The organism is Flavobacterium sp., assembly GCF_044339515.1.
GTDB lineage: Bacteria > Bacteroidota > Bacteroidia > Flavobacteriales > Flavobacteriaceae > Flavobacterium.
Window position 1 is genome coordinate 12,178 of the sequence record NZ_JBIIVK010000015.1, and the last position, 25,243, is coordinate 37,420.

General features: G+C 35.4%; 26 protein-coding genes and 1 tRNA gene. 7 read left to right on the forward strand and 20 right to left on the reverse strand.

Features of this window, described 5'->3' with window-relative positions; genetic code table 11:
- Positions 1-186 precede the first annotated feature (186 nt).
- From ACIQ0M_RS05845 to ACIQ0M_RS05865, 5 genes are all read left to right on the forward strand, one after another.
- Positions 187-477, forward strand: coding sequence for a hypothetical protein (locus tag ACIQ0M_RS05845; protein WP_396150672.1), 291 nt, complete (start codon positions 187-189; stop codon positions 475-477).
- Positions 477-2,327 (forward strand): DNA mismatch repair endonuclease MutL, encoded by a 1,851-nt coding sequence (gene mutL, locus ACIQ0M_RS05850; protein WP_396150674.1) that lies wholly within the window; start codon positions 477-479, stop codon positions 2,325-2,327. The genes ACIQ0M_RS05845 and mutL overlap by 1 nt, the downstream gene beginning before the upstream one ends.
- Positions 2,324-3,136, forward strand: coding sequence for a rhomboid family intramembrane serine protease (locus ACIQ0M_RS05855; RefSeq protein WP_396150676.1), 813 nt, complete (start codon positions 2,324-2,326; stop codon positions 3,134-3,136). Before mutL ends, ACIQ0M_RS05855 begins: the two co-directional genes overlap by 4 nt.
- A 26-nt stretch (positions 3,137-3,162) precedes the next feature.
- Complete coding sequence (locus ACIQ0M_RS05860) at positions 3,163-4,035, forward strand: rhomboid family intramembrane serine protease (RefSeq protein WP_396150678.1); 873 nt, start codon at positions 3,163-3,165, stop codon at positions 4,033-4,035.
- 255 nt (positions 4,036-4,290) lie between these two features.
- A complete protein-coding gene (locus ACIQ0M_RS05865; RefSeq protein WP_396150680.1) occupies positions 4,291-5,343 on the forward strand; it encodes an endonuclease/exonuclease/phosphatase family protein in 1,053 nt (350 codons plus the stop codon).
- Position 5,344: 1 nt separating this feature from the next.
- Here ACIQ0M_RS05865 and ACIQ0M_RS05870 read toward each other — a convergent pair whose 3' ends face one another.
- The 15 genes from ACIQ0M_RS05870 to ACIQ0M_RS05940 all read right to left on the reverse strand — a co-directional run bounded on the left by ACIQ0M_RS05870 (position 5,345) and on the right by ACIQ0M_RS05940 (position 19,113).
- Complete coding sequence (locus tag ACIQ0M_RS05870; RefSeq protein ID WP_396150682.1) at positions 5,345-5,956, reverse strand: WbqC family protein; 612 nt, start codon at positions 5,954-5,956, stop codon at positions 5,345-5,347.
- 3 nt (positions 5,957-5,959) lie between these two features.
- Positions 5,960-7,513, reverse strand: coding sequence for a signal peptidase I (gene lepB / locus ACIQ0M_RS05875; RefSeq protein WP_396150684.1), 1,554 nt, complete (start codon positions 7,511-7,513; stop codon positions 5,960-5,962).
- 114 nt (positions 7,514-7,627) lie between these two features.
- Complete coding sequence (dapB, locus tag ACIQ0M_RS05880; RefSeq protein WP_396150686.1) at positions 7,628-8,329, reverse strand: 4-hydroxy-tetrahydrodipicolinate reductase; 702 nt, start codon at positions 8,327-8,329, stop codon at positions 7,628-7,630.
- Positions 8,329-8,889, reverse strand: coding sequence for a DUF5683 domain-containing protein (locus ACIQ0M_RS05885; protein WP_396150689.1), 561 nt, complete (start codon positions 8,887-8,889; stop codon positions 8,329-8,331). Before ACIQ0M_RS05885 ends, dapB begins: the two co-directional genes overlap by 1 nt.
- 2 nt (positions 8,890-8,891) lie before the next feature.
- A complete protein-coding gene (locus ACIQ0M_RS05890) occupies positions 8,892-9,794 on the reverse strand; it encodes a ParB/RepB/Spo0J family partition protein (protein WP_396150691.1) in 903 nt (300 codons plus the stop codon).
- Between the two features lie 6 nt (positions 9,795-9,800).
- Positions 9,801-10,565 (reverse strand): ParA family protein, encoded by a 765-nt coding sequence (locus tag ACIQ0M_RS05895; protein ID WP_396150693.1) that lies wholly within the window; start codon positions 10,563-10,565, stop codon positions 9,801-9,803.
- A gap of 114 nt (positions 10,566-10,679) precedes the next feature.
- Entirely contained in the window at positions 10,680-11,561 is an 882-nt protein-coding gene (locus ACIQ0M_RS05900; RefSeq protein ID WP_396150695.1) for an SDR family oxidoreductase, read from the reverse strand.
- 99 nt (positions 11,562-11,660) lie between these two features.
- Positions 11,661-12,794, reverse strand: coding sequence for a methionine aminotransferase (locus ACIQ0M_RS05905; RefSeq protein WP_396150697.1), 1,134 nt, complete (start codon positions 12,792-12,794; stop codon positions 11,661-11,663).
- Positions 12,795-12,868: 74 nt separating this feature from the next.
- Positions 12,869-13,438 carry a GNAT family N-acetyltransferase gene (locus ACIQ0M_RS05910; protein ID WP_396150699.1) on the reverse strand — a complete coding sequence of 190 codons (570 nt, stop codon included), beginning with the start codon at positions 13,436-13,438 and terminating at the stop codon, positions 12,869-12,871.
- A gap of 94 nt (positions 13,439-13,532) precedes the next feature.
- Positions 13,533-15,680 (reverse strand): methylmalonyl-CoA mutase, encoded by a 2,148-nt coding sequence (scpA, locus tag ACIQ0M_RS05915; RefSeq protein WP_396150702.1) that lies wholly within the window; start codon positions 15,678-15,680, stop codon positions 13,533-13,535.
- Positions 15,677-16,321, reverse strand: coding sequence for a hypothetical protein (locus ACIQ0M_RS05920; RefSeq protein WP_396150704.1), 645 nt, complete (start codon positions 16,319-16,321; stop codon positions 15,677-15,679). The genes scpA and ACIQ0M_RS05920 overlap by 4 nt, the downstream gene beginning before the upstream one ends.
- Positions 16,314-17,675, reverse strand: coding sequence for a methylmalonyl-CoA mutase subunit beta (locus ACIQ0M_RS05925; protein WP_396150706.1), 1,362 nt, complete (start codon positions 17,673-17,675; stop codon positions 16,314-16,316). The genes ACIQ0M_RS05920 and ACIQ0M_RS05925 overlap by 8 nt, the downstream gene beginning before the upstream one ends.
- A 2-nt stretch (positions 17,676-17,677) precedes the next feature.
- Complete coding sequence (locus ACIQ0M_RS05930) at positions 17,678-18,031, reverse strand: septum formation initiator family protein (RefSeq protein WP_396150708.1); 354 nt, start codon at positions 18,029-18,031, stop codon at positions 17,678-17,680.
- A gap of 3 nt (positions 18,032-18,034) precedes the next feature.
- The gene (gene udk, locus ACIQ0M_RS05935) at positions 18,035-18,643 is read right to left on the reverse strand and encodes a uridine kinase (protein ID WP_396150710.1); all 609 of its coding nucleotides are present in this window, start codon (positions 18,641-18,643) and stop codon (positions 18,035-18,037) included.
- 392 nt (positions 18,644-19,035) lie between these two features.
- Positions 19,036-19,113 (reverse strand) — tRNA-Pro (locus ACIQ0M_RS05940).
- Positions 19,114-19,278: 165 nt separating this feature from the next.
- On the opposite strand from ACIQ0M_RS05940, the gene trxB reads away from it, so the two are divergent.
- Positions 19,279-20,226 (forward strand): thioredoxin-disulfide reductase, encoded by a 948-nt coding sequence (trxB, locus tag ACIQ0M_RS05945; RefSeq protein ID WP_396150712.1) that lies wholly within the window; start codon positions 19,279-19,281, stop codon positions 20,224-20,226.
- Positions 20,227-20,283: 57 nt separating this feature from the next.
- On the opposite strand, the gene ACIQ0M_RS05950 is transcribed toward trxB, so the two are convergent.
- The 5 genes from ACIQ0M_RS05950 to ACIQ0M_RS05970 form a co-directional block, all read right to left on the reverse strand.
- A complete protein-coding gene (locus ACIQ0M_RS05950; RefSeq protein ID WP_396150714.1) occupies positions 20,284-21,120 on the reverse strand; it encodes a GIN domain-containing protein in 837 nt (278 codons plus the stop codon).
- Between the two features lie 150 nt (positions 21,121-21,270).
- Positions 21,271-22,011 (reverse strand): head GIN domain-containing protein, encoded by a 741-nt coding sequence (locus ACIQ0M_RS05955; RefSeq protein WP_396150716.1) that lies wholly within the window; start codon positions 22,009-22,011, stop codon positions 21,271-21,273.
- 2 nt (positions 22,012-22,013) lie between these two features.
- Positions 22,014-23,747 (reverse strand): PspC domain-containing protein, encoded by a 1,734-nt coding sequence (locus ACIQ0M_RS05960; protein ID WP_396150718.1) that lies wholly within the window; start codon positions 23,745-23,747, stop codon positions 22,014-22,016.
- Between the two features lie 5 nt (positions 23,748-23,752).
- Positions 23,753-24,082, reverse strand: coding sequence for a PadR family transcriptional regulator (locus tag ACIQ0M_RS05965; protein WP_396150720.1), 330 nt, complete (start codon positions 24,080-24,082; stop codon positions 23,753-23,755).
- Positions 24,083-24,170: 88 nt separating this feature from the next.
- On the reverse strand, positions 24,171-24,596 hold the full coding sequence (locus ACIQ0M_RS05970; RefSeq protein ID WP_396150722.1) for a DUF4870 domain-containing protein: 426 nt from the start codon (positions 24,594-24,596) through the stop codon (positions 24,171-24,173).
- 143 nt (positions 24,597-24,739) lie between these two features.
- On the opposite strand from ACIQ0M_RS05970, the gene ACIQ0M_RS05975 reads away from it, so the two are divergent.
- Complete coding sequence (locus ACIQ0M_RS05975; protein WP_396150724.1) at positions 24,740-25,195, forward strand: DUF4442 domain-containing protein; 456 nt, start codon at positions 24,740-24,742, stop codon at positions 25,193-25,195.
- The last annotated feature ends 48 nt before the right edge of the window (positions 25,196-25,243 follow it).

Sequence of the window (25,243 nt, forward strand, 5' to 3'; positions counted from 1 at the left end):
TTTTTATAGTGAAAATTATAAATTGATGACATTTATACCTGACAGGTTTTTTAAACCTTTCAGGTATTGGGATAGCTAAATGATAAGCTTATCAACAATTGGAATTAAAAACTAACAAAACTTTCACACGGTTATATTTTCAAGTCATTTCAGAATTCATTAACTTTGAATGATAATAGTAAAAACATGATAAAAAGATCATTATTCAAATTGCCCAAAAACAAAACTTTTAATTATACTCCTCGTTATTACGAAGGAAAGGAGATGGGAAATTTATATGATTTTGATTCTAAGTTTAATAAAGCTCGCGAAACGATTAATTACAATGACTATCGTTCGCACTGGAATGAAGCAAGAAAAGAAAGTAGACACCGTGGAAATCGGGAAGTGAATTTCCGTTTAATTGCCATTGTGTTAGTGTTAGTACTTGTATTTTTGTTTATAATCGATTTCGATTTATCCATATTTAGAAGATAATGTCGAGCATTATTCAATTACTTCCCGATCACGTAGCCAATCAAATTGCCGCCGGTGAGGTCGTTCAGCGACCCGCTTCTGTAGTGAAAGAGCTATTGGAGAATGCTGTTGATGCTAAGGCAACCGATATTAAATTAATTGTAAAGGATGCCGGGCGTTCACTTATTCAAGTAATTGATAACGGTCTGGGTATGAATGTAATCGATGCCAGAATGTGTTTTGAACGGCACGCCACTTCTAAAATTCGTCATGCTGAAGATTTGTTTTCGCTTTATACGAAAGGGTTTAGGGGAGAAGCATTGGCTTCTATTGCGGCAATTGCTCATGTGGAACTCAAAACCAAACAAGAGCAAGACGAGTTAGGAACACATATTATCATTGAAGGGAGTAAATTTATCTCGCAAGATCCTTCTGTATTGCCAAAAGGAACTTCGTTTGCCGTAAAGAATTTATTTTTTAATATTCCGGCCCGACGAAATTTTCTTAAATCGGAAACGGTGGAGCATCGACATATTGTCGACGAATTTCAACGGGTAGCATTGGCTCATCCGAATATTCATTTTACGTTTATTCACAATGGTGGTGAATTATTTAATTTGCCATCTTCCAATTTAAGACAGCGAATCGTAGGGATGTTTTCGGGTAAAACTAACGAAAAATTGGTTCCTATTTCGGAAGAAACAGAGATTGTTAAAGTTCAAGGGTTTGTTTCTAAACCTGAATTTTCAAAAAAAAATCGAAGCGAACAATTCTTTTTTGTGAATAACCGATATATCAAAAGTGGTTATTTGCATCATGCTGTCATGGCAGCTTATGAAGGTTTGCTGAAAGATGGAATGCAACCCGGCTATTTTATTTATTTGGATGTGCCACCAAATACCATCGATATCAATATTCATCCCACTAAAACGGAAATTAAATTTGACGATGAACATTCGCTTTATGCGATTTTGCGTTCCACAGTGAAACATAGTTTAGGTCAATTTAATGTAGCTCCGGTATTGGATTTTGAACGCGATCCGAATTTGGACACACCCTATCATTATCAAGAAAAAGATGCTTCGGTGCCATTGATTCAAGTGGATTCAAATTTTAATCCATTTGCACAAGATAAGCCTACTAAAACGTATTCCGGTTCAAGTTTTCGAGATAGAAAAACAGAAACAGCAAATTGGGAAAGTTTGTATGTGGGTTTAAAAAACGACACACAAGAGATTGAGCATATCACGTTTGAACAAGATGCAGTTACGAGTTCTTTATTTAATGACAATGAAATTGAAGAAAGTAAGAACCGCACTTATCAAATTCATAAAAAATACATTGTCAGTTCGATTAAATCGGGCATGATGGTCATCGATCAACAACGAGCACATCAGCGGATTTTGTATGAACAGTATTTAAAAAATATCACGGTGCAACAAGCATCGAGTCAGCACTTGTTATTTCCGTTGGAATTGTATTTTTCTGTGAATGAAATTGAATTAATCAACGAGTTAAAAATGTCTTTGGAACACACCGGATTTGTTTTTGATTCGATTGAAAATGACAAATTAACTATTTCCGGAATTCCTGTTTCTGTTTCTGAAAGTGAAGTAGCTATTGTGTTAGAAGAATTGATGAACGATTTACACAGTGGCATTCCCGAAAGCAGCTTTAGTTTAAACGATAGTATTGCCAAGTCGATGGCTAGGAGTTTAGCCGTTAGAACGGGTACCTATTTAACCGAAAAAGAGCAGGAAAATATTGTAAACGGTTTATTTGCCTGCAAAGAACCGGATGTTTCTCCATTTAATAAACCCACTTTCATCACGATTAGCGTGGATGATTTAGATAAAAAATTTGCGATATGATGCGAATGACCGAAACAGTAAAGCAATTAGTGATAATTAATGTTATTTTTTACATTGGTTCCAATACAATTGCTCCTGCGGCCTATGATTATTTGGCCTTGCATTATCCTTTAAACGAAGGTTTTAGATGGTGGCAACCCATTACACACATGTTCATGCACGCTCAGATGCCTAATTTGATGCATATTTTCTTTAATATGTTCGGATTAATTATGTTTGGTTCTGCATTGGAACATTATTGGGGATGGAAAAAATTTCTATTCTTTTACATTTCCTGCGGATTAGGAGCTGCATTGCTTCATATGGGAATGACTTATTACGAAATCAATTCATTGCTATCGGAGTTGTCTGATTTAAATTTAACTGAAGCGGATGTAAATTACCTATTGAGTACTAATCATTTTCAACATTTTGATAGTGATAAAAAAATTGTAGCCGGAGAATTATATGAAATTTTGCAGCGAGTTAATGCAAACCAAGATCAATATAATATAATTGAAGCAGCAGCAAGAGAATACCAAACCACTGCAGTTGGGGCATCAGGAGCATTATATGGCGTTTTAGCAGCTTTTGCTTTTATGTTTCCCAATGCTGAATTGATGATGCTTTTTATTCCTATTCCAATTAAAGCGAAGTATTTTGTTCCGGCTTTGGTAGCCTTCGATTTGTTTATGGGAATTCAAGGAGGATCAATTTTTGGTGGCGGTGGCGGAATAGCTCATTTTGCTCACGTAGGCGGTGCTGTGACAGGATTTTTGATGATGTGGCTGTGGAAGAAAAATCAGTTTAATCATAAACGGTGGGATTAGTTCAGTAATTCGTAAAAGGTAGTAGTATGAGTATCTTAAAAGATTTGAAACAGCAATATCTGATGGGTGGCGTAACTGAAAAGTTAATCTACTGGAACATCGGTTTATTTGCGATTCCAATGATTTTTAGTGGAATTTTGTTTTTGTTTGGGATAAATTTTAATTACGCTCACTATGTTAGTTTGTCATCGAATCCTATGGATTTATTATGGAAACCATGGTCAATTGTTTCCTATGCTTTTTTTCATGCCGGCATTTTTCATATTTTATTTAATCTGATTATTCTCAATTTTGTCGGACGATTGTTTATGACTTTTTTTACTCAAAAGCAATTGTTGAGCTTGTATTTGTTGGGAGCTATTTTTGCAGGATTAATATACATTCTTAGCTATTTAATTTTTCCGGCTTTAATTAATCAAAATGCCCAGATGGTGGGTGCTTCCGGTGCAATTATGGCTGTTTTGTTTGCTGTTGCTACTTATGCACCTTACATGGAAGTAAGATTGTTATTGATTGGGAATGTAAAAATTTGGCATATCGCCTTTTTTTATTTAGTGGTGGATTTAATTAGTCTTCCTTTTTCAAATGTTGGTGGACATATTGCTCATTTAGGTGGTGCTTTATTCGGCTATTTGTATAGTAGACAACTTAAAAATGGGAGCGATATTACGAAACCGTTTACTTCTTTTGTGGATGGTTTAGTTAATTTGTTTAGAGGAAGAAAATCGGCACCGTTTAAAAAAGTGCATAAAAATGAAACCTATTCCAAACCAAAACCTGCTCCCAAAAATAAAACACAGCAACAAATTGATGAGATTTTAGACAAAATCAGTAAATCAGGTTATGATAGCTTGACGAAGGAAGAGAAGGAGTTTTTGTTTAAAGCTGGGAAGAATTAGAAAGTTGCGGGTTGCGGGTTGAAAGTTGTTGAGACTTGTGAAGTAGCATGGATTTTGCCCCCGATTGAAGCGGAAAGCATTTTGCAGGATTGGCGGACATTTTTCTTGCCAAAAAATTGCGACCTTGGAAGCACATTTTTGGGCTTAGAAAATGCCGACAAGACAAAAAATCTTGTAGTGGAAAGCGGGATTAGGCCCTAATTATTTTTGATTTTGATTAACGATTTTTGATTTTAGAAAGTTTAATAAAGCTCAATGAAGAACCTAGGATGGTTTAATAAAGTGATTTTGTTTTTTAATATAGTGCTCACTGTATTGACTTTTGTTGCTTATATTTTACCTTTTTTAGCTCCAAAGTTTTTTCCGATTCTTTCCGTTTTGACGCTTTTTTTACCATTGATGTTGATTTTGAATTTATTGTTTTTTGGTTATTGGGTCATTCAGTTTAAGCGACAAATGTTATTGTCGGGGATTGTTCTGTTGTTAGGAATTACGTTTATCAACAAGTTTTATAAATTTTCTGAAACGAATTTGCCTATTGAAGAAGACGATTTTATTGTGATGAGTTATAATGTTCGGCTTTTTAACCTGTATGATTGGATTGAGCGAGACGTGAGTTTGTCTATTTCTGATTTTATAAAAGAACAAACTCCCGATATTTTGTGTATTCAGGAATTTTCAAATCAAAATGAAGTTGATTTTCGTATATACAAACACAAATATGTTTTTATTGAGGGTAAGAATACCAAGCTCGGACAAGCTATTTTTTCTAAATATCCGATTGTAAATGAAGGCGTTATTCCGTTTCCGAATTCAACAAATAATGCTATTTATGCGGATATTAAACGCGGTAAAGATACCATTCGGGTGTACAGTATGCATTTACAGTCGATTAAAATTACACCGGATGTACATGAAATTGATGAAAATATTCAAGGTGTTTCGCAAGATAAATCCAAACGCATGCTACGTAGAATGAGTAGATCGTTTACGTCACAACAGAATCAGGCAGAAATTATAAAAAAGCATAAAGCGGATTGTACCTTCCCACTAATCATCTGTGGTGATTTAAATAATAGTCCGTTTTCTTTTGTATACCGAAGTGTAAGAGGCGATTTGAATGATGCGTTTGAGGAAGCCGGTTCCGGATTTGGATCAACGTATAGCTTTAAATACTATCCTGCCCGAATTGATTATATTTTTACGGATAAAAAATTTGAAGTAAAACAATTTAATTCTTTTCCGAATTTTAGAAGCTCTGATCACTTTCCTATTGTGACACGATTAGCTTTCGAAAAAGAAAAATAGATTATAATGTTTGTTTTTTCAAATAGTCAATTGCATATCGACCTTCGTTAAAAAGTAGGTCTAAAACGCTTAAATTATTTATAAAACCGTGTTTTTCATCGAACACTTGTGTGTAGGGTTCACATTGTGTGGAATCTTTTTTTCCATTGGCTAACAAACGAAAATCCTTGCAATCACTTACTTCATGAAAATATTCTACTGTTTTTTCGGGTGAAATGGAAATACCAAGACATTGATTGAGTAGTTCAAAAACTTCCCAATTCAAGTCCATTAAAAAAGTGTATTTTTTTTGAAAAACAAGAGCGATGTCGTCTTCAAAATATTCAAAAAAAGGCGAAGTACGATAGGCTGCTTCCAACGATTTGAAATGTTGTTTTTGCCAATTGAATTCCGGTTCAATTTTAACGTCTTTATACTTTTGATGAGCTACTTTGCTGTGCTTGACGGGAATGTTGAGTAGTTGAATTCCGTTCGGACTGTAAATGTACATTCGGTTGCGGTTGGTTTGTTTTTGGAAATTGTCTTCCATTTCAAACACAACTTGTTCGGCTTGCACCATCGCAGCATAATGACTAATAGACGGAAAATAGGTAGGATGAACAAGAACTTTCATTCGCTATGAATCAGCATTTTTTTTCTTTCTTTTTCGATAGAAATCAAAACCAAACCATCCGGCTAGAAGAACGACAAAGTATATGAAATAGGAAACCGGTTCACCACTTCCACCTACAGTTGTAAAAAGTCTGTTCCAACGAATTTTATCGATTGCTTTACTCCATGGAATATTTTGGTCTAAACTCATCCAAATGAATACCGGTTTTCCCACTATGTGATCGGCTGGAACATAACCCCAATAACGGCTGTCTTCCGAGTTATGGCGGTTGTCTCCCATCATCCAATAATAATCCATTTTGAAGGTATAGTCTTTGACAACTTTTCCGTTGATACGAATTTCATCACCATTTACTTGTAAATCATTTTTCTCGTAATCGGTAATGATCATTTTATAAAACGGTAATGTTTCTTTGTTTAAGGCCACAGTTTTTCCGGCTTGCGGGATGTAGATTGGACCGTAATTGTCTGTATTCCAATTTTTGGTATGCGGGAAAACGGTGGTAGTTCCTTCTGAATCAATTCTTTTGGTTACCGATTTCACAATTGGATTGTTTCTCAAACGATTAACATTTTCGTCGGTCAATGCAAAAAAAGTATATGAGTTTTGAGAATTTACACTAATTCCATCAGTAATTTGTAAATCATTGTAGATGTAATCAGGATTGAACTGTGTGCCATCAGTAATAACATCATAGGAATATTGCACTTTTTGACGGTCATGCATGGGTAGTATTTTTCCATTCACATAAACATCGCCGTTTTTAATTTGTAAACTATCCCCGGGAGTTCCTAAACAACGTTTTACATAATTGGATTTTTTGTCTAAGGGCTTATCGACTCTTTTACCGGATTTGTCTCTAAATTTGTAAACAGTATCAATGGGCCAATTGAAAACGACAATATCATTTTTTTCGATTGATTCAATACCGGGAAAACGGAAAGAGGGAAGTTGTGGCCAACTTAAATAGGATTTTGTACCAATAAAAGGAATAGAATCATGAACCATTGGTAAACCAACTGCTGTAGTAGGCGTTCTGGCACCGTAATGAAATTTACTTACGAAAAGAAAATCTCCAACTAATAATGACTTTTCTAAAGAAGATGTTGGAATCACAAAAGGTTGCATCACGTAGGTGTGAACTGTAGTTGCCACCACAATTGCAAATAATATTGAACTTACAAAATCTGCCGTTGCATTTTTGGGATGAAGTGATCGCTCTTTAATGTGCGTAACATCTTGAGTGTAATTTACATAATAGATATATAAACCGAAAGTTACAACACCCAAAATGGTATCCATTTGCGAATTTTTCCCGAAACTTCTCAAGGTTTCAACCCAAATGACAGGAAACATAATCAAGTTGACAATTGGAATAAATAACAGAAAAGTATACCACCAAGGGCGGTTGATAATTTTCATTAAAACGATGGAATTGTATACGGGAATAGCTGCTTCCCAGGATTTTCTTCCTGCTTTTTGATATAGTTTCCAAGTTCCTAAATAGTGAACGATTTGTATCACTAAAAAGAGAATAAACCATTGATATAATGTCATTTTTATGTTGTATTAATTTCGTTTTTGTAATAAACGAAGGTCAGTTTCTTAATTAGTTCTCAAAAATATAAAACGTTACCAATTTAACGTTAATTTATCATGTTTTTATAATGCTTATTTTAAATCTAAAACATCTTTCATCGTAAAAACACCTTTTTTGCCTATGATCCATTCTGCAGCAATTACGGCACCCAATGCAAAACCATCACGACTGTGAGCGGTATGTTTGATTTCGATGGTATCTACTTCTGATGCATAGAAAATACTATGCGTTCCCGGAACTGCATCAATTCGTTTCACGTCAATAAATAAATCATCTGCATTTGGATTTTCGATACTCCAATTGTTTTTGTCGGTATGATTGATGATTGAATTGGCTAATGATATTGCCGTTCCACTGGGTTTATCTAATTTTTGTGTGTGATGAATTTCTTCCATTGAAACGTTATATTGATTGAATTTTGCCATCATTTTGGCCAAATAATCATTCAATTCAAAAAATAAATTTACACCTAAACTAAAGTTTGAACCATAAATAAAAGCCGCGTTTTTTTCTTTGCAAAGATTCACCATTTTGTGGTAATCTTCTAACCAACCTGTTGTTCCTGAAACCACCGGAATTCCTTTTTCCAGGCAAGTGGAGATATTATTTACAGCAGAATCAGGCACACTGAAATCAATAGCAACATCGGCTTTTTCTAGATCTTCAAAGGAATCTGAGCTTCCTTTTCGCAACACAATTTCATGTCCGCGTTGCAAGGCAATTTGTTCGATTACCTTACCCATTTTTCCGTATCCGAGCAGTGCAATTTTCATTAAAATCTGTAATTCAAAGTTATTCCGATGTTGTATTTGTAATCAATTTCATTTTGGCTGAAGTCAGGGGCAAGCGATAAATTATCATTGACATTGAACTGCATTAAATGGGCATCCACATTAGCATCTATTATATTTAGAACATAAAACCCAATCATTACAGCAGTAGAAATATCGCGATTTCGTTCAAAAGTTCGCTGTGCATTAATCAAAACGGCATCAGAGTACACACCAAAGTAACGATCGTCTGTATATCCTTCGATGCGTCTTTTGTAGATGTTTCTAAATTCCTTGTATTTTTTGTTGTTATCATTATAAAAATAATAGCCGATGGCTAAACCGCCATAGACTATAGGAACTTTCCAATATTTTTTGTTGTAAACTTGTCCCAAACCCGGAATGACCGCTGAATAAAAGGCCGCTTTTGCAGGTGTTAGCGGGTCGATGGGTTTGTAAGAGGTAGAGTCTTTAGCAATAGTCACATCTTCAAACTGAACTTGGGCTACGGCAGTATTTATTCCTAAAAGGAAAAAAGAAAAAAGTATGATTCTTACAACCACCACTATCCTTTAATTAAGGCGATAATTCTTTGAAAATCAGCTTCGGATTTAAATGGAATCGTTATTTTACCTTTTCCTTTGGCATCAATTTTCACGTCAACTTTTGTCCCTAAGACGGTTCCGATTTCTTTTTTATCTGCATCTGAAATCACAAAAGCAGAAGCAACTTTTGTTGTTTTACCGGATTTTGGTTTTAAACCTTCCTGATAATTTTTTACCAAGGTTTCAGTATCCCTTACAGAAAGATTCTGGCTGATAATTTTATGATATATATCTGATTGAGCATCTTCGTCTTCTATGTTGATTAATGCTCGACCATGTCCCATCGAAATAAATCCATCTCGAATCCCGGTCTGAATAATTGGGTCTAATTTTAATAAACGAAGATAATTGGCAATCGTAGATCGTTTTTTACCTACTTTTTCACTCATTTGTTCCTGAGTTAACTGAATTTCATCAATCAAGCGTTGATAGGATAGTGCAATTTCAATCGGGTCTAAATCATGACGTTGGATGTTTTCCACCAAAGCCATTACTAATGACTCGTTGTCGTTGGCAATTCGGATATATGCCGGAATAACAGTTAATCCGGCTATTTTAGAGGCACGAAGTCTTCGTTCACCGGAAATTAATTGGTATTTATTAAAATCTAATTTTCTAACGGTAATCGGTTGAATGACACCCAATTCTTTGATAGAAGAAGCCAATTCCTGAAGTGTTTCTTCATTAAAATTGCTTCTCGGCTGAAACGGATTTATTTCAATGGCCTCAATGTCAAGCTCAATAATGTTCCCAACCACTTTGTCGGCATTTTTGTCGTTAACCGATTTAATGTCGTTTTCGGGGTCTTTCAATAAAGCCGATAATCCTCTTCCTAAGGCTTGTTTTTTTGTGGCTTGTGTCATAAAATCCTAGCTATTTTTTTTGATAATTTCTTCTGCTAAACTCAAATAATTGTTAGCTCCTTTACTGGTAGCATCAAAATTAATGATGCTTTCGCCAAAACTTGGAGCTTCACTTAATTTCACATTTCGTTGAATAATGGTTTTAAAAACCATATCGTTGAAATGTTTTTGTACTTCTTCCACCACTTGGTTCGATAAACGCAAACGAGAATCGTACATGGTTAACAATAATCCTTCAATATCCAAATCCGGATTGTGTAATTTTTGAACACTTTTAATCGTATTTAATAATTTACCTAAACCTTCTAATGCAAAATATTCGCATTGAATCGGAATGACCACACTGTCAGCGGCGGTTAAGGCATTTAACGTCAACAATCCCAATGAAGGAGCACAGTCAATCAAAATATAATCATAGTCATCTTTAATCGATACCAATGCTTCTTTGAGCATATACTCGCGATTTTCTTTGTCAACCAATTCAATTTCAATGGCCACCAAATCAATATGAGCCGGAATAACATCTACGTTGGGAGCTGAACATTTCACAACAGCTTCTTGTGGCGTATTGCTGTGTTCCAATACTTGATAGGAGCCAATAGAAACCGTATCCACATCAATTCCTAACCCTGAACTAGCATTCGCTTGCGGGTCAGCATCAATTAGTAATACTTTTTTTTCTAAAACACCTAATGAGGCGGCTAAATTCACAGTAGTAGTGGTTTTTCCAACGCCTCCTTTTTGATTCGCAATTGCAATAATTTTGCCCATTGATTCGATTAAATTTGAGCCGTAAAATTACGATTATTTACGGGTTTTTCAAGTTCAAGTTATTAACAAATGTTAATTGTTTTACACACAATAATTTATGGTATGGCAAATGTTTTACTTGCTTTTTTTCGCTTTAATCATGGCCTCCAACATATCCCACATTTGTTCCGGAATTTCTTCTAACAAATTGAATTGTCCAGCTCCTTTTAACCATTCTCCGCCATCAATCGTGATCACATCTCCATTGATGTAGGCTGAAAAATCAGAAACCAAATAAGCAGCCAAGTTGGCTAATTCCTGATGGTCGCCCACGCGTTTTAGAGGCACTTTTTTAGCCATATCAAATTTTTCGGCTAAATCACCCGGCAACAATCTATCCCAAGCTCCTTTGGTTGGAAAAGGTCCTGGAGCAATAGCATTACTACGAATACCATACTTTGCCCATTCAACGGCTAAACTTCTGGTCATCGCCAAAACACCTGCTTTTGCTGTGGCACTCGGTACTACATATCCTGAGCCTGTCCAAGCATAGGTTGTCACAATATTTAAAATTACTGAACTTTCTTGTTTAGTATCAATCCAATGTTTTCCGAAAGCTAAGGTGCAGTTTTTGGTTCCTTTTAAAACAATATCGATAATCGTATCAAACGCATTGGCGGATAATCGTTCGGTAGGAGAGATGAAATTTCCGGCTGCATTATTCAATAGAACATCCACTTTTCCGAAGGTTTTTATAATTTCATCACGCATGGCTTCCACTTGTTCATAGAGACGAACATCGCATTGCAACGGCAAACAGGTTCCGCCGGTTTCTTTTTCTAATTCGGCTGCGGTGTTTTTTAATTTATCTAAATCTCTAGAAGTAATGGCAACTTTGGCACCCAATTCTAAAAAGTATTTGGTCATTGCTTTTCCGAGTCCGCTACCGCCACCGGTTACCACAATTACTTTGCCTTCCAAGGCATTATCGCGAAGCATTTTTGCTGAAAAATTCATAGTATTATTGTTTTTTGTAAAGATACTATTTCGGAATTATTATTCTAAAGTTTTAGCATTAAACTAACAAAATTGTAACGAACAAGGTTATTACATCATTTACTGATTTATTTTTAACAAACGCTCTGCTGCTTGCAACAATAGTTCATCATCTTTAGCAAAACAAAAACGAATGCGTTTTAAGTCTAAATTATCACCATAAAATACCGAAAGCGGAATGGTTGCCACACCAAATTCGGTGACTAAACGTTTCGTGAAATCAACATCCTTTTCATTTGAAATGTTTTGATAGGATGCGGTTTGAAAATACGTTCCTTCGCACGGCAACAATTCAAAAGACGTTTCTTTTATAAGGTTTTGAAAGAAGTTTCTTTTTTGAAGATAGAGTTGAGCCACTTCATGCACATCGAAAATAGTCAAGTATTCATTGATGGAAGCTTGAGCTAAACTATTCACGCTGAAAACTAAGTATTGATGCACTTTTTTGACTTCTTTTAATAAATTTTCGGGAGCGATTAAGTAGCCTATTTTCCATCCGGTTAAGTGGAGTGTTTTCCCGAAGGAAGAAACGATCAAGCTTCTGTCTTTTAATTTTTCTCTGGTGTTGATGGAAATATGCTTGTTTTCAAAGGTAATAAATTCATACACTTCATCCGATAAAATCAATAAGTTGGGATAGTTTTCGATTATTTTTTCCAATTGAATAAAATCATTTTCTGTCCAAATTTTTCCGGACGGATTGTGTGGATTATTCAAAATCAACATTCGAGTTTTCGTTGATAAATGCTGACTAATAGCTTCAAAATCGGGAGAATAATTTTCTTTTAACGCAATCCGAATGGGTTTTGCATTACTCAAAACAATTGGCATTTCATAACAATCATAGCTTGGGTCGAGAATGATGACTTCGTCTTGCGGTTGCACGAATGCTTGAATGGCAGCAAAAATCGCTTCGGTTGCTCCGGCGGTGATTAAAATTTCGGTTGACGGATTCACTTTTCGTTGATAATGATCCAACGTCAATTGAGCAATTTTTTCCAATAGCGGCGGATAACCGGCCATCGGAGCATATTGATGAATATCGGTTTTGGATAAACGAGCTACAATTTCCGTTATTCGCACATCAATCGGGAAATTCGGGAAACCTTGAGAGAGATTTATCGCTTGATAATCGGCCGCCATTTTAGACATGACGGTGAAAATACTGATGGGCGTGTTGGGAAGTTTTAACATGGATTTTATTTTTTTACCATATAAGTCATATAAGTTATAAAGTGACTTAACTTATATGCCGCATATGGTTAAATTTAGTGATTTTTCTTTACAAAATTTCGTTTCAAAAGTGAAAAAACCACCGAATCCCAAAATCTCCCATCCCAATATTCATTTTCCAAAAAATGAGCTTCTTTTACAAAGCCGTTTTTTTCTAGTACTTTGGCAGAAACATAGTTTTCAGGATCAACCACCGCTTCCACAGAATGAAAATTCAACACATTAAATCCATAATCTAAAACGGTATTAATGGCTTCACTCACGATTCCTTGACCTTGGTATTGCGGCAACAACATATACCCAATTTCCGAACGGTAATTTTCGGGTTGAATGCGATAATGACCAATGACACCCAATAATTTCGGATTTCCTTTTAACGTAATGGCCCAATTGATGCCGGTATTGTTTTCAATTTTCTCGGTAATCATCGCAATCTGTTCCAATGCCATTTCCGGTGAAGTTATCAACGGTCGCGGAATAAATTTCATCGTTTCCGGATTGCCACGCAGTTCCATTACTTCGTTAACATCATCCACAGTGACCGCTCGTAACAACAAACGATTGGATTCGAGGATTGGGAAAGGGGTGAAGGAGAGGGTGAGCATTTTGTTTTTTTGTAAAAATAAATAAAAACACCAACCTCTCAGCCAGTGTTTTATAAAAATCTATTTTTGTGTCAACTGTGACTGCGACTGTAAACTAATCCCCCATCAAAACCTCCAAAATACTAATCGCCGCTTCACTAATCTTAGTCCCAGGTCCAAAAACGGCAACCGCTCCGGCATCAAACAAAAATTGATAGTCTTGGTGTGGTATAACACCGCCTACAATCACCATAATGTCTTCGCGACCGTATTTTTTAAGTTCTTCAATCACTTGTGGCACCAAGGTTTTGTGTCCGGCTGCTAACGAAGAAACACCTAAAATATGTACGTCGTTTTCAACGGCTTGTTTGGCAGCTTCTTGTGGGGTTTGGAATAATGGACCAATGTCCACATCAAAACCAACATCGGCATAACCGGTTGCTACTACTTTTGCCCCTCGATCGTGACCGTCTTGTCCCATTTTCGCAATCATAATACGGGGACGACGACCTTCTTTTTTTGCAAAAGCATCGGCTAATTGTTTCGCTTTTTCAAAGCTTTCGTCATTCTTAATTTCTTTACTATACACGCCGCTAAAAGTTCTAATTTGTGCTTTATAACGTCCGAAAACTTCTTCTAAGGCATCACTGATTTCGCCAAGAGTTGCTCGGTTTCGGGCTGCTTCTACGGCTAAAGATAATAAATTTTCCTGACCTGATTTTGCCGCTTCGGTCAATTTAGCTAAACTGGCTTTTACTTTTTCGGTATCACGAGTGGCTTTGATTTGAGCTAATCGTTCTAATTGCTGCTTGCGAACCATTTGGTTATCTACATCTAGAATCATCAACGGATCTTCTTTTTCCAAACGGTATTTGTTTACACCGACAATAATATCTTGTCCGCTGTCAATTCGGGCTTGCTTTCTGGCGGCGGCTTCTTCAATTCGCAGTTTCGGAATACCGGCCTCAATGGCTTTGGTCATTCCGCCTAATTCTTCCACTTCTTCCATCAAAGCCCATGCTTTTTGAGCAATTTCATTCGTTAAGCTTTCCACATAATAACTTCCCGCCCACGGGTCAACTGTTTTGCAGATTTTCGTTTCTTCCTGTAAAAAGATTTGTGTGTTTCGAGCAATTCGTGCAGAAAAATCGGTAGGTAAGGCAATGGCCTCATCCAACGCATTCGTATGTAACGATTGTGTTCCACCAAAAGCTGCTGCTGCTGCTTCAATGCATGTTCGAGCCACATTGTTAAACGGATCTTGCTCCGTTAGACTCCAACCCGAAGTCTGACAATGTGTTCGCAACGCCAATGATTTTTCGTCTTTCGGATTGAATTGTTTGAGCAATTTTGCCCATAACATTCGACCTGCACGCATTTTGGCGATTTCCATAAAATGATTCATTCCAATCGCCCAGAAAAACGAAAGGCGAGGAGCGAAAGTGTCAATATCCATTCCGGCAGCTAATCCGGTTCGAATGTATTCTAAACCATCGGCTAACGTATAAGCTAGTTCAATATCTGCGGTAGCTCCGGCTTCTTGCATGTGGTAACCGGATATCGAAATCGAATTGAATTTCGGCATATTCTTACTTGTATATTCAAAAATATCGGCAATAATTTTCATCGAAGGAGTAGGTGGGTAGATGTACGTATTTCGCACCATAAACTCCTTCAAAATATCATTCTGAATCGTTCCCGAAAGTAAATTTGGAGACACACCTTGTTCTTCGGCGGCAACAATATAAAACGCCATAATGGGTAAAACAGCTCCGTTCATGGTCATCGAAACCGACATTTCGTCAAGCGGAATTTGGTCAAACAAAATCTTCATGTCTTCCACCGAATCAATGGCGACTCCGGCTTTTCCAACATCACCAACCACACGTTCATGATCGGAATCATATCCTCGGTGTGTGGCTAAATCAAACGCTACTGAAAGTCCTTTTTGACCTGCAGCTAAATTTCTTCTATAAAAGGCATTACTTTCTTCAGCGGTAGAAAATCCGGCATATTGGCGAACTGTCCAAGGTCTGCGAACATACATTGTGGCATAAGGACCACGGAGATTGGGTGCAAATCCGGCACCAAAATCAAGATGTTCTAAGTCTTTTACATCTTCTTTTGAATAGAACGATTTGAGTTCGATGTTTTCTGCAGTGAGAAAGTGTTCAGTGTTCAGTTTTGAGTGGGCAGTTTGTGCTTTTAAATCGTTACTGCTCACTTCTAATTTTATATGTTGGATGTTTTTTCTCTTGGTCATAATACTCGTATTTTTTCCAAATATGGATCAAAATCAATAATGAATGCAGTTTCTAAAGTCAAAGCAAAACTTTTATTGTTAAAGCTTACAAAGTAAATTTGTTTATAATGTTCACTTTGGTTTTTCGGTACAGTTACTTGGTAAATTGCCTTAAAAATTTGAGCTTCTTTTGTGCCAAAAAATCGAGCTTCTTTTTTATTAAAAATTACTCCTGTTGAAGCATTGATTTCATCATGATTGTATCGAATTTGATTGAGTAACATTTGTGCATCTGATTTATTAAATTTTACATAGTCAGTTGGTATTACACTCAATATTGAATTTGAAGTGGTGTGAAGAAATAAATAAATTTCTCGACCGGATAAATAAAAATTTCTAAGTCTTTCATTTTCCAGACTTAACGCCATTGTGTCTGCTGACTGCTCAATAAGTTCTAAATATTCTGATTTCGAAAGTTTTTTAAACTCTTTGGGTAAAAACAATCGTATTCCTTGACTTTCAATCGGAAAAAATTTTCCTTCTAATTCAGGCTTTTTGTTTTCTAAAATTACTTTTTGAGTTTCTTTGACCGCTTCCATACAAGAAAAAAGGGAAGATATAAAAGCTAATACGATTAGTGGGAGCGTTATTTTTTTAAACATTTTGTTCTAGTTTTAAACGTTCCTGTTCCAATTTCTCAGCTAATCTTCTTTCAATAATCGGCGTAATCAATGTCTTTCTTGGACTAGTTTTCACAAATGGAAATAATTCCAAGTCATTCGCCATTTTGTCGTTTTTGTTCGGATATTTATTCGTACCCAACAAAACTTCTTTTCCGGAATCAAATAAATCTTGCTCCTTTTGAGCACTTTCATTAATCTTCCTTTGAATTGTTCCTTCAATTAATTGTGTAATGAATCCGCCGTTTGCTTCAATATCTTTGAATAATGCCAACGCTTTTTCAGCTAATTGTTCCGTTAAACTTTCAATATAATACGCTCCATCAGCCGGATTATGCACTTGATTAAAATAACTTTCGTGTTTTAAAACCAACAATTGATTGCGAGCAATTCGGTCTCCAAATTCATTGTCTTTGTGGTAAATAGTATCATAAGCTAAATTAGAAACCGCATTGGCTCCACCCAAAATGGCACTCATGCATTCGGTTGTGGTACGGAGCATATTCACATTATAATCGTATAAAGTTTTGTTGCGTTTTGTTGGTGTGACAAAAATATGGCAATCAACTGTGTGATTATATTCTTTGGCTAATGAACTAAAAAGTAAACGCAAAGCTCTCAATTTAGCAATTTCAAAAAAGTAATTTGTCCCTACTGAAACTTCAATAGTTATTGGAGAAGAAATTTTTTCTATACGATTAAAATATTCATTCACGTGAACCAATGAATAAGCCAATTGTTGCACGATATTCGCACCTGCATTTTGATATAAATCGGTTTTACAACTTAAAAATGGAATGTTTAAACCAGCGATTAATTTCAATTCGCTAAAATCTTTTTCCAAGGAAGCAAACCAATTTCCGTCTTTAGCCAATTGACCAATGGGATCTTGAAGAATAATTATTTTGTACTGATTTTGATTTGTAAAAGCGTCAATTTTTTTGATAAATTCACTCGATAAAAAAAGTAAATTAAAATAATATGTTACATTTTCTTTTGGAAGATTTTCCATCAAATCATTCAAAGAAACAGTTTCATTTTCTATTGTAAAACGAACAGATTCTGCTCCTCTTTGTAATGAATCAATCGCTCTTTCATTCGATTTTTTTACATCATAAACATAAATATTCTGAACAATTTTGAATCCGTTTGAAACAGGCGTTGGTAATTTGACTTCACTTTCATCACTGTGATAAAAAGGTTTGACTTTGATACCTTCCGGACTCTCCCATATAAGCGTTTCATTGTAGTCTGCACCTTTAAGATCAAACTGAATTTGTTGTTTCCATTGTTTGGATGAAATCGGTTCGAAGTCTTTAAATAAATGTGTTGCCATAATTATAGCGATTTGTGATTTTCTTCCTCTTCGAGCAGCATTTCTTCTTCAAATTCAATGATATAAATATCTTCGCTATCTCGTTTCATGTAGTATTTCTCTCGAGCATATTTTTCAATTTGATCGGGATTATTAAGGCGTTTGATGTCAAGACAATCTTTTTTAATTTCGTCTTGGTAGTATTCTTTGTTGGTTTCCAATTCATCAAGTTCTTTATTCAAAACCCGATGCTCCAAATAGGAATAATTATCTAAAAAAAGCATCCAAACCATAAAAAAAATAAAAACCAAAACATATCGATTTCCGATATATTTAAACCAAGGATATTTATTTTTTAGATTTTGGATGTAACTCATAATTTATAAAATTCGTTGATTGATAACCGCTCTTACTACATCAATAGCAACTGTATTGTATTTATCATTCGGAATAATTATGTCCGCAAACGCTTTGGTGGGTTCAATGAATTGTTCGTGCATCGGTTTCAAAGTGTTTTGATAGCGGTTAATTACTTCATCCATATCTCGACCTCTTTCGGCAATATCGCGTTTTAATCGTCTGATTAAGCGTTCATCAGAATCGGCGTGAACATAAATCTTAATATCAAACATATCCCTAAGTTCCGGATTAGCCAAGATTAAAATGCCTTCAACCAGCATCACCTTTCGCGGATGTGTTAAAATCGTGTCGTCCGTTCGGTTGTGCGTTACAAAAGAATAAACGGGTTGTTGAATGGCCTTATTCGCTTTCAATTCTTTCAAATGGGAAACAAGTAACTCAAAATCTATCGCTCTCGGATGATCAAAATTAATTTTTGTTCGTTCCTCATAACTCAAATTAAGCGTTTCTTTGTAATAAGAATCTTGAGAAATGATGCCCACTTCAGTTTCAGGAAGTTCATTCATGATTTGATGTACAACCGTCGTTTTTCCACTTCCGGTGCCACCTGCAATGCCAATAATCAACATGTTTTTTATCGTTTGTTTAAGTGTAACAAAGTTAAAAATTATAAATGCAGAAATATTGTTTTTTCAGGATTAATTTTTAATAAAATGTATTAAAGATTATTTTGAATTAAAATTGAATAGAATTAAACCAAAATATTCTTAAAAAAAATATTTTTTTGTTTCCAAAACCTATGAGTAAACTCGAAGGTTTAAAGACAAAAAATCCTTCCCAGTAAGTAGAAAGAATTTTGTTGGTCGGGGGGCAGGATTATTCCATGAACCTGACTATTGGAAATGTTGCTCACCAAAATCCTTTGAGCTTCGCTCTGAGTTATTTTTTGTTTCCAAACCTTACGAGCAAGCTCGACGGTTTAAAACAAAAAATCCCTCCCATGATGTGGAAAGGATTTTGGTGGTCGGGGTGGCAGGATTCGAACCTGCGGCCTCCTGCTCCCAAAGCAGGCGCGATAACCGGGCTACGCTACACCCCGCATTCAAAACTCGAATGAGGGTGCAAATATAGAACTAAAATTAGTTTTACCAAACCAATTTTTAAATAAAGTTAGGCTATTCAAAAATTATTAAAACTAATCAACAATTAAGGAATCTTTTTTATTTAAAACTTACATTTGTAATCAAATTTAGAAATCAAAATTATGTCTGATACAATAGAAAAAGTAAAGTGCTTAATCATAGGTTCCGGACCTGCGGGTTATACTGCTGCGATTTATGCTGCCAGAGCCAATATGTTTCCGGTTTTATACCAAGGAACACAACCCGGTGGTCAATTAACTACGACAAACGAAGTGGAAAATTTCCCGGGTTATCCTGATGGTGTGACCGGACCGGAAATGATGATTCAATTACAAGAACAAGCCAAACGTTTTGGAACGGATATTCGTGATGGTTGGGCTACTAAAGTTGATTTTTCCGGACCAATTCATAAAGTTTGGGTAAATGATACGAAAGAAATTCACTGTGAAACTGTCATTATTTCTACAGGAGCTTCGGCAAAATATTTAGGATTGCCTTCTGAACAACATTATCTTCAAATGGGTGGCGGTGTATCTGCATGTGCCGTTTGTGATGGATTTTTTTACAGAGGACAAGAAGTAGTAATTGTTGGTGCCGGTGATTCAGCTTGTGAAGAAGCTCACTATTTGTCAAAATTATGTAAAAAGGTAACGATGTTGGTTCGAAGCGAAAAATTTCGTGCTTCAAAAATCATGGAAGCTAGAGTCCGTAAAACCGAAAATATCGAGATTTTATTGAATACTGAAACCGTAGAAGTAAAAGGAGATGGACAAGTTGTTAGTTCAATCTTAGTAAAAGAAAGAACAACGGAAAAAGAAACTGAAATTCCTGCTACAGGATTTTTTGTCGCTATTGGCCATAAACCCAATACTGATATTTTTGCTGATTATTTAAAATTAGACGATACAGGTTACATCATTAATGTTCCGGGTCGAGCATTAACCAATGTAGAAGGTGTTTTTGTTGCCGGAGATGCTGCCGATCATGTTTACAGACAAGCTATTACTGCTGCCGGTACCGGTTGTATGGCGGCTTTGGATGCTGAACGTTATTTGGCAAGTAAAGAATAGATTAATTATAACTAAAACAAAAAAATCCGACTTTTCAGTTGGATTTTTTTTGTGTTCTTACTTAAGTAATTTTTTGTTTAAAGATGATTCGTCTGCAAATCGTTTGATTTCTATGGTGGCATTACCGTATAAATTTGTTTCGGCTTTACCCGAAGATTCTAAAACGAGTTTATTGGCCACTTGGATGCTATTTTTTGAACTTGCTTCGGCAATAATCGTAGCTGTTTGAGTTATTAAATTTTTCCCAACAAAATCGGAGGTATTATCCATTCTCAGTTGTAGGTCGTTGATGTCTCCTTCAATGTTTGCTGTTGCTTTTTGATACATATCGCATTTGAAATTGGCGGAGCGAATGAGGGCTTTCAAATTTGAATTTTTACTTAATTCAAAAATGATATCATCGGATTTTAGATTGAGTTCAATTTTTGATTTATCGTTGGCAATAAGCGTAAAATTGGCACAGTCTACATTTAAAAATAAGCGTGCATTGTCATAACATTTGAATGTAACTTGGCCAAGTTTTACATCGGCTAAGGCAGTGACATTGGCATCACCTTTGGCGACAAGCATCTTAAAATCGTCAGTATAAGTTATACGTATACTGGTTTTTTTTGCTCCTGAAATATTGTGCACTAATCCGATGCGAAGCGTTGTTCCGTTGAGTTTGATATCAAATGATTCATGGGTGTTGTCGTCTGCTTCAATTTCAATAGAAGGTTGGTCACCTTTAACGATAAAAACGTCAATTTCATCTTCCACTTCGAGGCTGTCGAAATTACCGATTTCTTTTTGTGTAATGGTTACAATTTTGGAGGCTTTAAGTTTTTCTTTCTTTTGACTCCAAGTTATGGTGGAAAAAAGAATAGCTACGAATAGGATTAGATTTTTTTTCATTTCGATCTGGTTTATAGAGCAAATATAAAAAAACATCCCGATTACTGTTCGGGATGTTTGTTAAGATATGATTTTTTCACGATTTTTTGTTATCGATAGAAGTGAAGCAAGGAAATCGATGTTAAAGATTCTCAAGCCAATCGTTTCTAATTAATCGGCTCGAACTGAACCACCTGATGAGGTGACTTTATTCAACGTTTTCGGTGTATTATGGAATTTGATGTCACTGCCGCTAGAGGCTTTTGCATCTAAACTCAAAATGGGATGAACGTCTATGGAACTTCCGCTGGATGATTTGGCTGTTACGTCGTTCGTAAGCAATTCACCGGCTTCAATATCGCTTCCGCTTGATGATTCTGCTTCGAGTTTAAGAGCTTTTCCTTTGACATCGATTCCACTTCCGCTACTAGTTTCGCAAGTAATTCTCTCGGCTTCAACAGTTAGTTTAATTTCACTACCACTAGATGCTTTTGTTTCCAATGAACGTACAATGAGTGTGTTTTTGCTTTCTAAAGAAGCTCCACTTGAAGTTCTTAAGGACTCAATAGTAGGTAGCGTCACAAAAACTTTTTTGGATTTAGTGTTTTTGACACTTTTTTCCATTGCAATTTTTAATGTTCCGTCAACTATATCTGTGGTTATGTATTCGATGATATTATCATCAGCTTTTACTTCAATTGATTTTGCATCGCTTTGGGTAATCTCCACGTCTATTCCGTTCGATACTTCAATGTTGGTGAATTCACCGGAAACAGGTCGGTTTACTGTTGTAACGTTTCCGCTACCTTTGACTGAATCGCCAATATCAATAGTATAGTTACAGGAAGTGAATAATAGTGCAGTTATTAATGCAACAATTGTTTTGGTAATGTAAACGATAAACTTGATCATGGTTAGTTTGTTTTTATGATTACACCTTCTTTATTGATTTCTAAACCTTTGAAATCTCTTTTTTCTTCAGACTTATTAGTCTCTTTAATATGTATACCATCGCGATTGATTGTTACAGTTGAAGTAATAGAATCTTCAGTAGAATTAATCTCAACGTCGTTGAATTCATTTTCTTCGATTGGACAGTTTAAACATTTAATTTGTTCTTTGGTAACATTATAAATGTACTCGTCGGAACTGTAATGAAGATTAAAAAAGCCATTATCGGAAACATCAAAACGTTCTACGGTATTATCCGGTCTTATAATAGTTCCTTGCGGCAGGTATAAATACAATTCTACTTCTTGACTTCTGTATTTGTTCTTTAAATCGGTGATGAAATAATTGTCTAAAATTAATTTATTTCCTTCAAATTTAAAAGCATAATTTATTTTTTCTGCTCTTTTTTTGGCCTCTGTAATTGATTTTCCCTCCGCTCTTTTTTCAATTTGCAAATACGGTTGAGCTTCATCGGTATAAATCAACTCAATACTGATTTGATTCGAATAGATGATATCATTGCCATTTTCGTCTTGCGTCACTTCAAATTCTTCAAAATGAAAATCTTTAGCATAATAATCATTAAATTTAAATTGAACATGCAAGGTGTCATTAGGCATCAAATTTAGTGTTTCTTTTTGCACAATTTTTCCATTGTAAGCTATTTCAGTCGCTTGTTTTAATCCGAATGAAATTAGGATGGCTACAGCAATTAACCACAAAGCTAACAAGGTATATTTTGCAACATTTCCGATGGATTTCATATTGGTAATCAAAAGTTTTAATCCTAAAATTAAAAGGAAGAAAAATGGGATACCAATCGCAAGAATACTCAATATAACCACCAACCAAATTGGAAATTCACTTACGATAACCGCATCATAATAACTTTGCCAAGGCATATCAACAAACGTGGTTGAACCAAATGTGATTCCACCTATTAAAATGAATCCTAACATAAAAATCGAGAAAAGTAGAATGATGGCTCCAATAAATTTAGCAAAAATATTGAAGATGGTCATAAACACTTCACCAATAGCAGAACCTACTTTTTCAGCTCCGGATTTGGCTGTGTTTCCCATTTTTTCATAATCAGCATTTTCTACTTTTTCTGAAAAGGAAGCAAATTCTTCACGAACTTTTTTTTCGATGTTACTCAAATTCACCGGTTCACCAGTCATTTGAAGTTTCTCGGTGGTGGTTTGTGCTTTTGGTATTAAAATCCACAATAAAATGTATAAAAAGATTGGAAATCCAACGCCGGCAATCACGATTAATACTAATGCCAATCGAATCCATAAAGCATCAATGCCAAAATAGTGACCTAATCCGGCAGAAACTCCTCCTAAAATATTTTTATCGATATCGCGGTATAGCTTTTTAGAAGTTTTTGAAGTGCTATTAAAATTTGTTTGCGTTGCTTCACCTTCTTCTTCAATGCGGTAATCTTCCGGTTGACCCATAACGGCAATCATGGCATCCACATCTTTCAGGTTAATAACATGTTTATCGGCTTCTTTCTTTTCGGTAAAAATTTCCGAAATTCTCATTTCAATATCTTTCATAATTTCATCTTGACCGGATGAATTAGAGAGCGAACGTTTTATCGCATCGAAATAACGATTTAATTTTTGAAAGGCATCTTCGTCGATGTGAAAGAATAAACCTCCTAAATTTATATTTACTGTTTTGTTCATGACGATTAGTTTTGATTAGTTATGGTGTTCACGGCGTTGGATAATTCTGCCCAAGTGCCATTGAGTTCTGTTAAAAATTGTTTTCCTATTTCGGTGAGAGCGTAATATTTTCTTGGCGGTCCCGAAGTTGATTCTTCCCAACGATAGTTGAGTAATCCGTCATTTTTTAATCTGGTTAGCAGCGGATAAACAGTACCCTCTACCACCAACAATTTTGCGTTTTTCAGGGTGTCTAAAATTTCAGAGGTATAGGCTTCTTTTTCTTTTAAGACAGAAAGTATACAGAACTCTAAAACACCTTTTCGCATCTGGGCTTTTGTGTTTTCAATATTCATAATTCATGATAAGATTTTTAGTTTAACTGATTCGTTTTTGATTTGATTGATTTGCCTTTCGGCGATGATTGATTGATGATTGAAACTCTTATTTGATAAAATTAATGGTAAGCGGATATTTATAAACAGTTCCTTCGTTGGCTCGAACGGTTCCTAAAATCACCAAAACGAATTCTGCAATGGTCCAAATTCCTAGAACCGATGCACCGATGATTCCAACTGTGATTAAATCAATTGGGATGACATCACCACCGGCATTTTCAATCTCGATGTAGTTTACTATTGAACCAATAAAAAATATTCCTACTACGATGGCAATTACAATACTGTAAGCCAAAATACTTAAATGAAAATTGACAACCGATTTTCCGTTTTCATCCACATACTGTGATTGATGTTTTTTAGTTTGCCAAATAATCAAGGGAACCACTATTCCTGCAAAAGGAATAAGATACTTTGCAAATGCACTCAAGTGCAATAATGCTGCTGTTGTTTTTTCGTTTTGTGTTGTCATAATTAAAAGTGTATAATAATATCCTATGCAAATATATGTCTAAAAGAAGGTATTATGTTACGCATAGTACTATTATTTAACAAAAAATTAACAAATAGAAAGTTTTAAAATAAAGCTTATATTTACCAAAAAAATCAATGTTTATGGAGTTTACAGCCGAAAAGATAAATACATTTTTGTTTTTTAAATTACCCTCTGCTTTTTGGTGTGGTGTACGAGCCAAAACTTTAGATAACAATCAATGTACAGTGACAGTTAAGCACCGATGGTTTAATCAAAATCCGTTTAATTCGATGTATTTTGCTGTTCAAGCGATGGCCGCTGAACTTTCAACAGGTGCGTTGGTGATGTATCAAATTAAAAAAAGCGGTAAAAAAATTTCCATGCTTGTAGCTAATAATAAAGGTAACTTTACCAAAAAAGCTACCGGAAGAATTACTTTTGTTTGCCAAGACGGGCATTTAATTGAGCAAGCCATACAACAAACAATCGCCACGGGCGAAGGTCAAACCTTTTGGATGAAATCCATTGGAAGAGATGAAAAAGGCGATCAAGTTTCCGAAATGGAATTTGAATGGAGTGTACGTATAAAACAATAATTCATTCATATTGTATTCGTTAACAACCCTTAAACTAATCCTAATTAA

Bases quoted from the DNA above. Each gene is read 5' to 3' on its own strand.
- scpA (WP_396150702.1), bottom strand. From the start codon at position 15,680: ATGACCAAGAGAAAAAACATCCAACATATAAAATTAGAAGTGAGCAGT.
- ACIQ0M_RS05955 (WP_396150716.1), bottom strand. From the start codon at position 22,011: ATGATCAAGTTTATCGTTTACATTACCAAAACAATTGTTGCATTAATA.
- ACIQ0M_RS05845 (WP_396150672.1), top strand. From the start codon at position 187: ATGATAAAAAGATCATTATTCAAATTGCCCAAAAACAAAACTTTTAAT.
- ACIQ0M_RS05975 (WP_396150724.1), top strand. From the start codon at position 24,740: ATGGAGTTTACAGCCGAAAAGATAAATACATTTTTGTTTTTTAAATTA.
- ACIQ0M_RS05870 (WP_396150682.1), bottom strand. From the start codon at position 5,956: ATGAAAGTTCTTGTTCATCCTACCTATTTTCCGTCTATTAGTCATTAT.
- dapB (WP_396150686.1), bottom strand. From the start codon at position 8,329: ATGAAAATTGCACTGCTCGGATACGGAAAAATGGGTAAGGTAATCGAA.
- ACIQ0M_RS05910 (WP_396150699.1), bottom strand. From the start codon at position 13,438: ATGCTCACCCTCTCCTTCACCCCTTTCCCAATCCTCGAATCCAATCGT.
- mutL (WP_396150674.1), top strand. From the start codon at position 477: ATGTCGAGCATTATTCAATTACTTCCCGATCACGTAGCCAATCAAATT.
- ACIQ0M_RS05960 (WP_396150718.1), bottom strand. From the start codon at position 23,747: ATGAACAAAACAGTAAATATAAATTTAGGAGGTTTATTCTTTCACATC.
- udk (WP_396150710.1), bottom strand. From the start codon at position 18,643: ATGTTGATTATTGGCATTGCAGGTGGCACCGGAAGTGGAAAAACGACG.
- ACIQ0M_RS05950 (WP_396150714.1), bottom strand. From the start codon at position 21,120: ATGAAAAAAAATCTAATCCTATTCGTAGCTATTCTTTTTTCCACCATA.
- ACIQ0M_RS05930 (WP_396150708.1), bottom strand. From the start codon at position 18,031: ATGAGTTACATCCAAAATCTAAAAAATAAATATCCTTGGTTTAAATAT.
- ACIQ0M_RS05900 (WP_396150695.1), bottom strand. From the start codon at position 11,561: ATGAATTTTTCAGCAAAAATGCTTCGCGATAATGCCTTGGAAGGCAAA.
- ACIQ0M_RS05965 (WP_396150720.1), bottom strand. From the start codon at position 24,082: ATGAATATTGAAAACACAAAAGCCCAGATGCGAAAAGGTGTTTTAGAG.
- trxB (WP_396150712.1), top strand. From the start codon at position 19,279: ATGTCTGATACAATAGAAAAAGTAAAGTGCTTAATCATAGGTTCCGGA.
- ACIQ0M_RS05890 (WP_396150691.1), bottom strand. From the start codon at position 9,794: ATGACACAAGCCACAAAAAAACAAGCCTTAGGAAGAGGATTATCGGCT.
- lepB (WP_396150684.1), bottom strand. From the start codon at position 7,513: ATGACATTATATCAATGGTTTATTCTCTTTTTAGTGATACAAATCGTT.
- ACIQ0M_RS05860 (WP_396150678.1), top strand. From the start codon at position 3,163: ATGAGTATCTTAAAAGATTTGAAACAGCAATATCTGATGGGTGGCGTA.
- ACIQ0M_RS05970 (WP_396150722.1), bottom strand. From the start codon at position 24,596: ATGACAACACAAAACGAAAAAACAACAGCAGCATTATTGCACTTGAGT.
- ACIQ0M_RS05925 (WP_396150706.1), bottom strand. From the start codon at position 17,675: ATGGCAACACATTTATTTAAAGACTTCGAACCGATTTCATCCAAACAA.
- ACIQ0M_RS05855 (WP_396150676.1), top strand. From the start codon at position 2,324: ATGATGCGAATGACCGAAACAGTAAAGCAATTAGTGATAATTAATGTT.
- ACIQ0M_RS05920 (WP_396150704.1), bottom strand. From the start codon at position 16,321: ATGTTTAAAAAAATAACGCTCCCACTAATCGTATTAGCTTTTATATCT.
- ACIQ0M_RS05895 (WP_396150693.1), bottom strand. From the start codon at position 10,565: ATGGGCAAAATTATTGCAATTGCGAATCAAAAAGGAGGCGTTGGAAAA.
- ACIQ0M_RS05905 (WP_396150697.1), bottom strand. From the start codon at position 12,794: ATGTTAAAACTTCCCAACACGCCCATCAGTATTTTCACCGTCATGTCT.
- ACIQ0M_RS05865 (WP_396150680.1), top strand. From the start codon at position 4,291: ATGAAGAACCTAGGATGGTTTAATAAAGTGATTTTGTTTTTTAATATA.